10 protein-coding genes are annotated in these 14,267 nt (G+C 43.0%); 5 read left to right on the plus strand and 5 right to left on the minus strand.

The features are described from left to right. Positions 1 to 358 precede the first annotated feature (358 nt). Positions 359 to 1,213, plus strand: coding sequence for a MurR/RpiR family transcriptional regulator (locus tag AACW75_RS01210; RefSeq protein WP_004734686.1), 855 nt, complete (start codon positions 359 to 361; stop codon positions 1,211 to 1,213). A gap of 123 nt (positions 1,214 to 1,336) precedes the next feature. Here the strand turns inward: AACW75_RS01210 and AACW75_RS01215 are convergent, their stop codons facing one another. Further along, complete coding sequence (locus AACW75_RS01215) at positions 1,337 to 2,629, minus strand: iron-containing alcohol dehydrogenase (protein ID WP_145568202.1); 1,293 nt, start codon at positions 2,627 to 2,629, stop codon at positions 1,337 to 1,339. A 464-nt stretch (positions 2,630 to 3,093) separates the two neighbouring features. Here AACW75_RS01215 and AACW75_RS01220 point away from each other — a divergent pair, with 464 nt between their 5' ends. Both AACW75_RS01220 and AACW75_RS01225 read left to right on the plus strand, forming a co-directional pair. After that, a complete protein-coding gene (locus AACW75_RS01220) occupies positions 3,094 to 3,357 on the plus strand; it encodes a GrxA family glutaredoxin (RefSeq protein WP_009847069.1) in 264 nt (87 codons plus the stop codon). Between the two features lie 250 nt (positions 3,358 to 3,607). Beyond that, positions 3,608 to 5,290 (plus strand): aspartate:alanine antiporter, encoded by a 1,683-nt coding sequence (locus tag AACW75_RS01225; protein WP_017074626.1) that lies wholly within the window; start codon positions 3,608 to 3,610, stop codon positions 5,288 to 5,290. A gap of 318 nt (positions 5,291 to 5,608) precedes the next feature. Here AACW75_RS01225 and fabV read toward each other — a convergent pair whose 3' ends face one another. The 3 genes from fabV to AACW75_RS01240 form a co-directional block, all read right to left on the minus strand. After that, positions 5,609 to 6,811, minus strand: a complete 1,203-nt coding sequence (gene fabV, locus AACW75_RS01230) for an enoyl-ACP reductase FabV (RefSeq protein WP_029224999.1) — start codon at positions 6,809 to 6,811, stop codon at positions 5,609 to 5,611. 210 nt (positions 6,812 to 7,021) lie between these two features. Then, positions 7,022 to 9,304 carry an acyl-CoA dehydrogenase gene (locus tag AACW75_RS01235; protein ID WP_017074628.1) on the minus strand — a complete coding sequence of 761 codons (2,283 nt, stop codon included), beginning with the start codon at positions 9,302 to 9,304 and terminating at the stop codon, positions 7,022 to 7,024. A gap of 55 nt (positions 9,305 to 9,359) precedes the next feature. Continuing rightward, on the minus strand, positions 9,360 to 9,989 hold the full coding sequence (locus AACW75_RS01240) for a TetR/AcrR family transcriptional regulator (protein ID WP_029225000.1): 630 nt from the start codon (positions 9,987 to 9,989) through the stop codon (positions 9,360 to 9,362). A 661-nt stretch (positions 9,990 to 10,650) separates the two neighbouring features. On the opposite strand from AACW75_RS01240, the gene AACW75_RS01245 reads away from it, so the two are divergent. Continuing rightward, on the plus strand, positions 10,651 to 11,958 hold the full coding sequence (locus tag AACW75_RS01245) for a TolC family outer membrane protein (RefSeq protein ID WP_145568201.1): 1,308 nt from the start codon (positions 10,651 to 10,653) through the stop codon (positions 11,956 to 11,958). After that, complete coding sequence (locus AACW75_RS01250) at positions 11,958 to 12,569, plus strand: OmpA family protein (RefSeq protein ID WP_135455058.1); 612 nt, start codon at positions 11,958 to 11,960, stop codon at positions 12,567 to 12,569. Before AACW75_RS01245 ends, AACW75_RS01250 begins: the two co-directional genes overlap by 1 nt. A gap of 269 nt (positions 12,570 to 12,838) precedes the next feature. On the opposite strand, the gene nhaA is transcribed toward AACW75_RS01250, so the two are convergent. Then, positions 12,839 to 14,002, minus strand: a complete 1,164-nt coding sequence (gene nhaA, locus AACW75_RS01255; protein WP_029225002.1) for a Na+/H+ antiporter NhaA — start codon at positions 14,000 to 14,002, stop codon at positions 12,839 to 12,841. Positions 14,003 to 14,267: the final 265 nt, after the last annotated feature.

Genomic DNA, 14,267 nt, shown 5'->3' on the forward strand with positions numbered 1-14,267 from the left:
CCATTCAATTTTAGTTGCATCAAATTGAAAATTTCTTTCTTTTTGATGTAACTAAGCTGTCAGTTCATACTCAATTTGCATTCTTTTTATTCAAAATCTCTTCCAGTTCTGTAGTTTTCTAAAATTTTGTTGAGGTTTGTCATATTCTTAAGCATTCATGCCGGGTTTTTGTATTAGTAAATAGTATGTTGGGTTTATACTGACTCTATGGTGCTAGTTAGCTTGATATCTATTTGACGCAGCGGTATTTACAGACCAAAAATATTTTGAGTATTGTTTTACTGATATTTGTTTCAGCCATACCCCCTGGTAAAAAGATATTAACTAGCAAGTTGTTCTCTATACCCTTGTGAACACTATGAATACATTAGAAAAAATACAAAAGAACCTGGAAAATTTCAGCAAGTCTGAGCGTAAGGTAGCCGAAGTAATCATGGCTTCCCCTCAAACTGCAATTCATTCTAGCATTGCTACCTTAGCTAAAATGGCTGACGTAAGTGAGCCTACAGTTAACCGCTTCTGTCGTCGTTTAGACACAAAGGGCTTCCCTGACTTCAAACTTCACCTAGCACAAAGCTTGGCGAACGGTACACCTTATGTGAATCGTAATGTTGAGGAAGATGATGGCCCAGATGCTTACACGCATAAGATTTTCGAATCGACTATGGCTTGTTTAGACGTTGCTAAAAACAGTCTAGATGCGATGCAAGTAAACCGTGCGGTTGACTTGTTGACTCAAGCTAAACGCATTTCGTTCTTCGGTTTAGGTGCCTCTTCAGCGGTAGCGAAAGATGCTCAAAACAAGTTTATTCGTTTTAATATCCCTATCACTTGTTTCGAAGACATTGTGATGCAACGAATGAGCTGCATTAACTGCAGTGATAACGATGTTATTGTTCTTATCTCTCACACTGGCCGTACCAAAAGCCAAGTTGAGATTGCGAACTTAGCTCGTGAGAATGGTGCAACCGTTATCGCAATTACCGCGAAGGACTCTCCATTAGACAAAGCAAGCTCTCTGTCTATTTCATTGGATGTACCTGAAGACACTGACGTTTACATGCCAATGGCAAGCCGTGTGGTTCAAATGACGGTTATTGACGTGTTAGCGACAGGCTTTACTCTTCGCCGCGGTTCTGGTTTCAGAGAGAATCTAAAGCGCGTAAAAGAGTCACTTCGCGATTCACGTTACGAGAAATACTCTCAGTTCTAACCTGCAAAGACATGAACTGAAAGCACATGACCTGAAACAAGCTGAATTAAAAAACGGAGCCTAGTGCTCCGTTTTTATTTGTCTGTTTAAAAATAGTTAATACAGAGAACAGATTAGAGCCCGCTAGATAGTCCAGCTATTACCCTTCTCTACCACACTGTTCTCTGAGGCATAAGAGTTGATAATGGTAAAACTCGACTCGGCAGCAGGTTCTTGCACAACTTGATTCATTGAAGCTCCCTCATGATCCCCCTCTCCACAACTGCACTCCTCGCAAACCTGCTTCAGAATATGTACAAGCCTCTCTTGATTCAACGGTAAAGGGTTTCCTTTAATAGCCACTGATTTGAGCGCATCGGCAGACACCTCATCAAACTGAGCTTCGCAGACACCAAACTCAAGTAAGCTTGGTAGCTTGAGTGTATCCAACACTTCAGATAACCAAGCAATCGCCTCTTCTTCTTTTGCTTCTGCGTTACCTGTCACTATCTGTGCGATTCGCTGATAACGCGCTAATATGCCGTTTCTTTGCTGCTCTTTCGCTACTGCTATGTTTTCTAACATCACAAATGGCGCCAAGCGCGCTGTAATCACACTGTGCGGCGCAGGAATCTTACCTCCTAACGCCGAAGCTAGCCCGTGCGCAGCGCCGAGCTTAGCGTTGGTTATCGCCATTCCTCCAAGCATAGAAGCGAAGGCAAGATCAGAACGCGCTTGAGGTTCATCATAGATACACGCCTGAATGACAGAGCCACTGAGCTTGCGCAACCCTTCTTCACAGATCATATCGGTTAGCGGGTTGGGTTCGCCACACACATAAGCTTCCATTAAATGAGTAAATGCATCCATCGCACCACGCCCCGATAAATAAAGGTTGGTACCATGAGTCAATGTTGGGTCGACAATCGCAACATCTGCCAACATGTCTGGGCTTCTAAGGCTTATCTTGACTTGGTCTTGACCAGATTTAAGCACTGCGTTCTTGGTTACTTCAGCGCCTGTACTAGCTGTCGTAGGAATCGCTATAAATGGAATAGGTTTGGTCTTCAAAGGGACATTACGACCAACCACTTCGACATAATCGTATAGATTGCCTTGGTTTGGTAGAATGGCAGCTAACGCTTTACCCATATCAATAGCACTGCCCCCTCCCATCGCTACCACCATATCGGGCTTAAATCGCCGCGCAGAAATGACCGCTTCCTCTACCATTTTGATATTAGGTTCACCTGAAACAGCAATGTGTTGATAACGCATGCTTTGTGCATCGAAATAATCAGTGACTAACGAAGTACGTTCTAACGTATTGCCTGTAACCAATAACACGCTGTAGCCGTATTGATTAAAGAGAGACAATGAAGCCTTTAATGCCCCATCACCAAAGATGATCTTTGTAGATGTCATAAATTGAAACATGGTGCCTCCTGCGCCTATGTATGACGAAACAAAACTGCGAACTCTTGGTATATATGACGTTTGTATTTCAAACAGAACCACGATGTTGACGTAGTAACATCAGCGTAGATTACAGAGTATGGTTCCATATCTAGTTCTAAGATGCCGCGTTCTGCACCTGATTTTCTTGACGGGGTGCAACTTGTCGCATTAAAAGCAGATTAAAGTCGTATTCTTAGGGGTAATTCACACTCTTATATTAAGGGTATTCGCTGTCGACATTCACAAGAAAACGACCGTGTTCTTTTTTATGAACATTATTTGCACTGATAGGCAAAACCTATGGTATTAAGAGGCAATTCCATCTTTATTTCCCTAGGGCATTAGGGCATAGTTGGTTTCAAGAATTTTTGAGCCATATTCAATTAAGAATAGTTGACGTATTTTAGGTTAACGAGCCTCATCCCGTATTTAGGAGAAATGAAATGTTTGTAGTTATTTTTGGTCGCCCTGCTTGCCCATTCTGTGTTCGTGCAAAAGAGCATGCTGAAACTCTTAAAGCTAAGCGTGATGACTTCAACTACCGTTATGTTGATATTCACGCTGAAGGCATCAGCAAAGCTGACCTAGAGAAAACAGTTGGCAAGCCTGTAGATACAGTGCCACAAATCTTCATCGACCAAGACCACATTGGCGGTTGTACAGAATTTGAAGCATACGCAAAAGAAAACCTAGGTCTTTTCGACTAAGCTAAGGTTTCTCTTACGGGAACCAAGGCTAAAGCCTTAAACAGCTAACCAATTCTAGAGTTAGTCTGTACTATTTATGTGAAGCCCGCTCATTGTAGCGGGCTTTTTTTATGACCAGTTTTCGTACGGAATAAGAATAAGGTCAAAATCAAGTAAAATAACAAAATATCGCTTATAATTTATTTATATTTAGATACAATTCACCTCACAAACTTACCCTGTGTTTCACGCCAATTATTGAGCGACCACTGTGAATATCGACGTTGTTTTTCTGTTAGAACAAAACCCCATTCTCCTCATCTTTGTTGTGTTATCGATTGGATTAGCCATTGGTAAAATTCGTTTCGGTAGCCTCCAACTCGGCAATTCAATCGGTGTTCTGATTACTTCCCTAGTCATGGGACATCTTGGTTTTTCCTTTAACGCAGATGCGCTCACCATTGGTTTCATGCTGTTCATCTACTGTGTGGGCATTGAAGCTGGACCAAACTTCTTTGGTATCTTCTTTAGAGACGGTAAGCACTATCTCATTCTTAGTCTTGTCGTCCTTTCCACGGCAATAGCCCTGACATATTTCAGCAGCCACTACCTCGGGTTAGGCTTTGGCTTATCTGCAGGCATGATGGCAGGCGCCTTAACGGCAACGCCAATACTGGTAGGTGCTCAAGATGCTCTGAACTCCGGGCTTGCAGAATTACCAAGAAACATGGATTTAGGCCTGATCATCGAGAACCTCTCTGTTGGTTATGCGATGGCTTACTTAGTTGGCTTAATCAGTATGATTATGTTTGCTCGCCTTATTCCAAAGCTTCAGAAAGTAAACTTACACGATTCAGCTGAGCAAATCGCTCAAGAACGTGGCCTAGGTGCTTCTGGGCAACGTAAAGTTTACCTCCCAATCATCCGTGCTTATCGTGTAGGACAGGAACTTATCTCTTGGACCGATGGTAAGAATTTACGTGAGTTAGGTATTTATCGCCAAACCGGTTGCTACATCGAACGTATTCGTCGTAACGGTATTCTTGCCCACCCCGATGGTGACGCGATTCTGCAAGAAGGCGATGAGATTGCATTGGTAGGCTTCCCTGACAGCCATGCTCGTCTCGACCCGAGCTTCCGTAATGGTAAAGAAGTTTTCGATCGTAACCTTCTCGACTTACGCATCGTTGAAGAAGAGATCGTCGTTAAAAGTGACAATATCGCAGGCAAGCGCCTTTCAGATCTAAACCTTTCTGAGTACGGCTGTTTCCTTAACCGCGTAGTAAGAGCTCAAATTGAAATGCCGATGGACTTAAACATCGTATTGTCTAAAGGTGACGTTTTACAGGTCAGTGGTGAAAAGAGTCGTGTTCACGGTTTAGCTGAGAAAATTGGTTTCATCTCAATTCACAGCCAAATGGCAGACTTGATGGCTTTTTGTAGCTTCTTCATTTTGGGCATCTTGTTTGGCTTAATCACCATGACGTTTGGCCAGGTTTCTTTTGGCTTGGGCAATGCAGTTGGCCTGCTACTGTCAGGTATCATGCTAGGCTTCTTAAGAGCAAACCACCCTACTTTCGGTTATGTTCCTCAGGGTGCACTAAACATGGTCAAAGACCTCGGTTTGATGTTTTTCATGGTTGGTATTGGCTTAAGTGCCGGTGGCAAGATAGTTGAACATTTATCCCAAGTGGGCCCACAAGTAATCGGTATTGCTCTGGTTGTGAGTGTACTGCCTGTATTCTTCGCCTACTTAGTTGGTGCTTACGTTCTGAAAATGAACCGTGCTCTGCTGTTTGGTGCCATCATTGGTGCGCGAACCTGTGCTCCGGCCATGGACATCGTAAATGACCATGCTCGTTCAACGATCCCAGCGTTGGGTTATGCTGGTACCTACGCTATAGCCAATATATTGATGACCTTAGCGGGTACTTTCATCATTATTATTAGCTAACCTCTTAGGCGTTAAGAGCGCCTTAGCTTAGGAATTTTTAGTGCACTAATTCATCTTGGGGTTAGTGCATTTTTATTGCCGGTAACCTTTTACTATTTCCCCGGTCTCTCGATTTGAGCCCTCTCGTATATCAACCTTCAAACTTTCTCTTTCGCTCTCTTAGTATTTCGTATTCCTCATGTTGCTACTCGCCTCTTTTAGATCCCTTCGCATCTCGCTAATCGAATCCCGTATCTGCACTTAATCTCTTTTCCCAAACTGCAGGCAAAAAAATAGGCACTCAATGAGCGCCTATTCGTTTAGATTTGATCATTTGAATTAGATGTCAGCTACATCAAACTCAACAGCTGGATTAACATCAGCTTCGTAATCAACACCTTCAATGCCAAAACCGAATAACTTCAAGAATTCTTCTTTGTACTCAACGTAGTCAGTCAGTTCTTTTAGGTTCTCAGTTGTGATTTGAGGCCATAGGTTGCGACAGTGTTCTTGGATGTCTTCGCGAAGTTCTAGGTCATCTAGACGTAGACGGTTCACTTCATCCACTTCTGCTGCGCTGCCGTCTTCTTTATATAGACGTTGGCTGAACATACGGAAGATCTGTTCCATACAACCTTCATGAATGCCTTCTTCACGCATTTTCTTGAACACCATAGCGATGTAAAGAGGCATAACAGGAATAGCAGAACTTGCTTGAGTCACAACAGACTTAAGAACAGCAACGTTTGCTGTACCGCCAGTCTGGCCTAGTTTCTCGCTAAGTGCTGACGCTGCACGGTCTAGATCCATCTTAGCTTTGCCTAGCGCGCCATCCCAGTAGATTGGCCACGTTAGTTCAGTACCGATGTAGCTGTAAGCAACAGTCTTACAACCGTCAGCTAGAACACCCGCTTCAGAAAGTGCGTTGATCCAAAGTTCCCAATCTTCACCGCCCATTACAGTAACAGTGTCTTTGATCTCTTCGTCAGTAGCAGGCTCAACGCTGGCTTCAATGATCGCGTCTTTGTTCGTATCTACTGCTGTAGATGTGTACGTTTCACCGATAGGCTTTAGAGCTGAACGAATCACTTCGCCAGTCTCAGGCATTTTACGCACTGGAGATGCCAGTGAGTACACAACCATATCGATTTGACCTAGGTCTTCTTTGATCAGGTCAATAGTTTTCTGTTTAGCTTCGTTAGAGAAAGCATCGCCGTTAAGGCTTTTTGAATACAGGCCTTCTTCTTTAGCAAGCTTGTCGAACGCTGCTGAGTTGTAAAAGCCAGCTGTGCCAGTCTTTTTCTCAGTACCGGCTTTCTCGAAGAAAACACCGATAGTTGAAGCGCCGCCACCAAATGCAGCCGCAATACGTGAAGACAAGCCGTAGCCACTTGAAGAGCCAACAACTAGTACACGTTTAGGTGCATTTGCGATTGGGCCTTGAGCTTTTGTGTAAGCAATTTGTTCTTTTACATTAGCTTCACAACCGACTGGATGTGTTGTAGTACAGATGAATCCGCGAATTCGAGGTTTGATGATCATATTCAACTTCCTTAAAAAATCAGGTTAAGGATAAGAGTTTCGTACGCAAATGGCATCTAATTTCTGTAAAAATGTGGTGAAAATGCAAGTGGTTGGAGCACTCAGGTCATATTTGCTGACTAAGTCACCATTTGTTAACGCATCTATTGCGATTTCTACGACAAAAACAAAAAAAGGCACCTTATAAGGTGCCTTTTATCATTTCTTTATCTAAGCAACGCTATTTAGCTTAGGTTTTAACTCTTTTCGCGTCAAAGTTTCACTAAAGTCATGGCTGAAGTGATCAACTTGGATCGCAGCGTAACGCAGTTTATCCGCAGCTACGATTTGGTCTACTTCTTCTTGAGTCAACACATCAGCAGCAAGTGCTTGAGCCAGTTTATCGGCTAGCAAGCCTTTACGAGCGACTTTACCCTCTTTCACAGCTTTGAAGATCTTACGTTCCAGAGGCTTAATGCTGTACATCGCATTGAAAGCGTTCTCCATAAGACCAACACTATCATCCTCTTCCTTACCAATGTAGCAAAGGTGAGTCAGACGTTCACGGTGTGCTCCTGGAGTCATCAAGCTTTCTGCCAGTTGAACCGTTAGGTTATCACTTGGTTTCTCGAAGTGGTTACCTACAGGGAAAACTAAACCTTTCAGCACTTTTCCAACCATCTTGTTCGGGAAGTTACGGTACGCTTCTTGTAGTGACTTAGCCGCATTGTGGAAACAGTGTTGAACCGCGTAGTGTACGTAGTCTAGGTCAGCTTGTTGACGACCTTCATCCTCGTACTTCTTAAGCGCAGCCGAAGCCATGTATAGGTAACTTAGGCCATCGCCCAAACGTGCAGAGATAAGCTCTTTACGTTTCAGCTCACCACCTAGCGTAAGCATTGCGAAATCAGCACTTACCGCTAACGCACGGCTCAAACGAGTTAGGTCTTGGTAGTAAGGTTTCGTTGGGCCACTCATGTCGGCTTTAATAAATTTAGAGCCCGTTAGTGCTGCGCCAAACGCGCCAAACGTGTTCTTAGTTGCGTGTGAGATGTGCTTAAACAACAAGCTATCGAAGTCTTTTGCACCTTGCTTCTCATCTGGGTTCGCTGCCGCTTCCATTTCGCTCAATACGTATGGGTGACAACGTGTCGCACCTTGACCGAAGATCATCAGGTTACGAGTTAGGATGTTCGCACCTTCTACTGTGATAGCAACTGGAATACCTAGGTAAGGCGCAGCCAAGTAGTTCATTGGGCCATCTTGAATTGCACGACCTGAATGGATATCCATTGAGTCATTCAGAATAGTACGTGCCATTTCTGTCATGTGATATTTAGCGATAGCCGTTACGATACCTGGTTTCTCTTTCATATCTAGCGACGTAGTTGTCAACGTACGAGTTGCTTCTAACAGATACGTTAAACCACCAATACGACCTAAGCTCTCAGCAACACCTTCAAATTTACCAATCGACATGCCAAACTGCTTACGAACATAAGCGTACGCGCCGGTCGTTTTCGCTGTTAGGTGGCCCATCGCCGTGCCAAGTGCGGGTAATGAGATACCACGACCTGCAGACAGACATTCCACCAGCATACGCCAACCTTTACCTGCATAGTCAGCACCACCGATTAGCCACTCCATTGGAATGAACACATCGTGACCACGTGTAGGACCGTTCATAAATGCAAGGCCAAGTGGATCATGACGCTCACCAATCACAACACCTTCGTGATCAGCTGGGATAAGCGCACAAGTGATACCAATGTCTTCCTTATCGCCAAGCAGCTTTTCTGGATCGTGTAGTTTGAACGCCAAACCCAGAACAGTCGCGACAGGTGCAAGCGTAATGTATCGCTTGTTCCAATTCAGTTTGATACCTAGTGTTTCTTTGCCTTCATGCATTCCCATACAAACAGTACCAACATCAGGGATACCGCCCGCATCAGAACCCGCTTCAGGGCCTGTTAGCGCGAAACATGGAATGTCGGTACCGTCAGCAAGACGAGGTAACCAGTAATCTTTTTGATCTTGAGTACCGTAGTGAGACAGGAGCTCACCAGGGCCAAGAGAGTTTGGAACCATTACCGAAACCGCAGTACTGATGCTTCGAGTCGCAATCTTAGTTACGATGGTAGAGTTTGCGTGCGCTGAAAATTCACGACCACCGTACGATTTCGCAATAATTAGGGAAAAGAAACGCTCTTTGCGTAAGAAGTTCCACACTTCCTCAGGAAGATCTCGGTCTTCTTTTACAATTTTGTGGTCATCAAGCATAGCAAGCAAGGTTTCAAGTTCATTGTCCATGAACGATTGCTCTTCCGCTGTTAGCTGAGGTTTTGGATATTGATGCAGCTTAGTGAAATCTGGTTTACCAGAAAACAGCTCTCCGTCCCACCACACACTACCTGCTTCCATTGCTTCTTTCTCGGTGCTAGATAGTGGTGGTAGTACTTTTTTAAAGAGTTTAAAAGCTGGGTCACTTACCCATTTTTGTCTTAGAGAGCTCATAGTTCAGATCCTTTTGTTCACTATATTGGTTGTGAATGTTTCGCTTTTTATTGTTTTATTCTTCTGCTGACATGCCAGCGGCTAAATATGGAATAAGAATATCGACCACTGCTTTAGCATCTATTCGCTTGCCGTAATCATTCTCTGCGATTTCTACGAGAGCCTGACTGGAAGCCATGGTGAATACACAAGTCCCTAAGGTGAAGTGCAATCGCCAAAATAACTGTTCTTGAGTGAGGTTCGGGTTGGCTTTCATTACTGAGTTGGTAAATAAAGTCAGTACTTCGCTGTAGCGAGTTGTAATGAACCAACGCAAGTGCCCTTGTACATCGGTGTAACCACGCCCAATAAGTAACATGAATCGGCTAGTACCATTCGGCCTAACATCATTAAGCGCTCTTAGTGGCTGCCTTAAAGACTCAAACACATCATTCATAGAATACGTTTCGTTCAAGTTTAAGTTCACTAAAGCGTCTTGCAGCGCAGGCATAAATGCTTCTAAGTATCGATTGAGTACTGCACGAACCAGAGTTTTCTTATCGCCAAAGTGGTAGTTCACTGAAGCAAGATTGACATTAGCTTTACCCGTAATAGTGCGTAAAGAGGTGTCATTAAAACCATGCTCAGCAAATAAGCCTTCAGCAACATCTAAGATTTTTTCTTTGGTTGTACTTCTTGGTGCCATTTCAATCACTCGTATTAAACAACTGTTTGAAATATACCCTTAGCACATTTATTTAACAAGCAAGCAACATCACATTTTCACAAATTGGTCGTACCAGTTGATAAAACTAGACACTAACCGATTGAATAAATGTGTGTTTACGAAAAAAGGAAAAATTAATGAATTTTCTGGGAACTGAAATAGAAATGGAGGGTCATAAATTAAGTAGAAAACAGAGTATTTAGAAGTTTAACAGGCCGTCAAACTTGTTTCTCCCTGCTTTCTTAATTACTGCATTTTTCCTTATTAACTCCTATACTTGTATCCGCCCAAACCGTGTTGGTTTGGGCTTTTTTTTGCCTATATCTGTGCATTGCCTGCCTATTTAAGCCGTTAGAACATCAAAATTACCGATCTTTCTTTATGCGTCAACAATCGCAAATCAAGCTATTGAGTTAAAACACAATAAGAGCGACGGCTAATTTAGGCCCATTTGTAGATTTACCGTCATGTATACAGGTTGATTATCGTAAATACCAACTTAAGTAATTTTCTTCATTAAACTTCTCATTTTTCAAACAAATGGCCTAAGCTTCGTTTAACAAGGTTAACAAGGTTAACAATTTTTCACTAATTGCTCTTATCCATAGAGAAGACAGTTACAAGTAGAAGGAGAACTACTTTGAGATTGTTTAAGTTATCGATTTTAAGCTGCTGCTTAGCAGCTGCACCCGTCTTTGCTCAAACTTTAGAGCAGGCCGTTGCTATCACCTTGGCTACAAATCCTGAGATCAAAAGCATCTTCAATGACTATGTGAGCGTCAAAAAACGAAATGATGCAGCAGGTGGTGCTTACAGACCAAGTATCGACCTTGATGCTGGTATCGGTTACGAAGGTATAAACCCAGCGCCAAATAACGGCCCTGATACAGACCTAACGCGAAAAGAAGCGACAATATCCCTCACTCAGTTGTTGTGGGATGGTTCTTCAACGCTAAACGACATTGATCGTACTGCCGCAGAAGCAGAATCGGTTCGTTTACAATTAATAGCTGATGCCGAAGATAAAGCCTTAGAGATTACCCAAATTTACTTAGACGCAGTAAAAGCAACTGAAGTACTCGCCCTCTCGGAAAGTAACCTTGCCGTGCACAAAAAGATATATAAAGACATAAAAAAACGAGCAGTTTCGGGCATAGGCTCAACGGCTGATGTATCACAAGTAGAAGCTAGGATTGCAAAAGCTCATGGTAACTTATTGGCTGCGCAAAATAATTTAATCGATACGCACACCCAATTCCGAAGAATTGTTGGTCAACAACCTCTCGGCTTAGTTTATCCAAGAGCTGATATTTCTATGATTCCACTGTCATTATCAGACGCCCTTGTTGATGCTCTGGACCAACACCCAGTAATCAAAGTCGCAACTGCAGATGTCGATTCGGCGCACTTCCAGTACAAACAATCAAAAGGGGTTAACTACCCGACTTTCTCTATCGAGGCATCTCAATCATGGCGAGATGATGCAGGAGGCGATGAAGGTTCGAGCCAAGAAACGCTGGCAATGCTGAGAATGCGATACAACTTGTACAACGGCGGAACAGACAACGCGAATTCAGAAGCTGCTGCTTACCAACTCAATAAAGCAAAGGATCTGAGAGATCGAGCTTATCGTCAGGTAGAAGAAGGACTTCGCCTTTCTTGGAGTGCATTGGATCTAACACTGCAACAAAAGAACTTTTTATCCGACCACGTAGATTCAGCCTCAGAAACTGTTATCGCATATGAGAAACAATATCGAATAGGTAAACGTACGTTGCTTGATTTGCTCAACACAGAAAACGAATTGTTTGAAGCCCGTAAAGATTACTTAGATGCACATTACTCAGAACAATACGCTAAATATCGCGTAATGAATGCAACGGGTTCTTTATTGAATGCTCTACTGGTCGACATTCCAGAAGAGTGGACAACGGCCGTGGAGTATTAATGATGAAGATACCTTACTTATTACTTTCAACATTAACGATATCTTTATGTGCATGCTCTAGCCAACAAGAAGAGCCTTACATAGAAATACCTGAAGCTGAACAGATTTCTGATCTGCAAGATAACGACAAAGACGGTGTGGTGAATGCTCGAGACACATGCCCTGGCACACCAGAAGCATCGCTCGTCGATAATGATGGCTGCGGAGAAACCATTCGCTCGGAAGAAGTCAGACAACTGAAAATCCTCTTTGCAAATGACTCTTATGAAGTTAACCCCATCTTTTCAGATCAAATCAGTACGATGGCTGAATTCTTAGAAACATACAAAAGCGCGTCAATCGAGATTCAAGGCTACGCGAGTAAAGTGGGCGCTAACGATTACAACTTAGATTTGTCGAAGAAACGAGCCCATCGTGTTGAAGATGAACTGTTGTCAAATGGCATCGAACCTAGTCGAGTGAGAATTGTCGGTTATGGTGAAGAGCGACTAGAAAGTGATGGTGACGACCCAACATCACACGCTTTGAACCGTAAAGTAACGGCTACGGTTGTCGGGCTAAACCAAGAGATCGTTGAAGAATGGACCATATTTACCACGCTAGAAAAATAACGTGACATTGTCACCTTGTTTGTAAAAGGAGTTGTAGGTAGTGCGGGGAATATACAGGTAACGCGTTTAGGCCTGATGATATTAGAACTAATATTATCAGGTCATCAGACGATGAATATTAGCTAGGACATAAAATCAATAAAGCCGTGATAAGGTTACCTATCACGGCTTTTTTGTTCTTTGTTGTCACATGAATCGGGGGAACGATTCTGCGACTAAATTCTCGTTACTCAATGAGTAGGCTCGCAATTAAACGAGCCTACTCACGATTAAAGTTTTACTTCTTGTTGCTTCGTACTCGGTAGAGAAATACGTAGCAGGAAGTAACCCAGAATTGCAGCTGTTGTCGAACCCATCAGGATACCTAGTCGAGCAAACGTATCAAACTCTGCGTTCGTTGGACCAAATGCCAGTGAAGAGATAAAGATAGACATTGTAAAACCAATACCACACAACACAGATACTGCGAAGATGTTCATGAAGTTGACACCTTCAGGTAGCTTAGCGATACCCAGTTTCACCGCACCCCAGCTGAATGCAAAGATACCTAGAGGCTTACCAATCAATAGACCCATAGCGATACCTAGCGGTAACATGCCTGTTAGGCTTGAGATTGAGATACCTTCCAACGAAATACCTGCGTTTGCAAATGCAAAGACTGGCAAGATTGCGAATGCCACGTAAGGATGCAAAGCATGCTCTAGGTGTTTCAATGGAGAATAGTCACCTTTGTTACCTTTCAATGGGATAGCGAAGCCAATCACTACACCAGCCAATGTTGCGTGAACACCAGATTTCAACACTGCGAACCACAGAATTGCACCAACAATGAGATACACAGTCAGCTTAGTCACATGCTTGTTATTTAGCATGAACAGCACACCAGTTGCGATGAAGCCAACCGTTAGTGCAAGCGTTGATAGATCGCCTGAATAGAACAATGCAATGATAACAACAACACCAAGGTCATCGATGATTGCTAGAGCCAATAGGAATACTTTCAAGCTAACCGGTACACGGTTACCAAGAAGAGCCATGATACCCAACGCGAATGCGATATCAGTTGCCGCCGGGATAGCCCAGCCTTGAAGCGCTTCAGGGTTACCTGAATTAAACAGCACGTAAATAAGTGCAGGAGCTAGCATACCGCCAACAGCTGCAATAGCAGGGAAGATTGCTGTCTCTTTAGATTTTAATGCGCCTTCTAAAAGCTCACGCTTAACTTCTAAGCCGATTAGAAGGAAGAACACAGCCATTAGGCCATCGTTAATCCAGTGAGACACAGACATACCAAGAACGTAACTATGAAGTACCCCTTGGTACATTTCGTTCAATGGTGAGTTTGCTACAAACATTGCGATCGCCGCAGCGATGACTAGTATGATGCCGCCAGCAGATTCCATTTTAAAGAAGTCACGGATGACGTCGGTCATGATTTCGCCCTTATATTTATTATTTAAATAAACGAATAACAAAGAATAACCACGAGTGTATAGACAAGCCTAATCGATAGATAATCACTTCTTCGGATGTTTAACTTCGGTTTTTCCTACAAATACTAAACAATACGTCGTATATTCCATAATGTTGTTACGTAAGATGAATTAAGTATAGATGAGAACCTGGATGCTGTATGCAGAATTAATTTTAGAATCAAATTTGCGCAGATATAAAAAAGGCTATCAAATGATAGCCTTA

Source organism: Vibrio sp. L3-7, from assembly GCF_963898195.1.
Taxonomy (GTDB): domain Bacteria; phylum Pseudomonadota; class Gammaproteobacteria; order Enterobacterales; family Vibrionaceae; genus Vibrio; species Vibrio echinoideorum.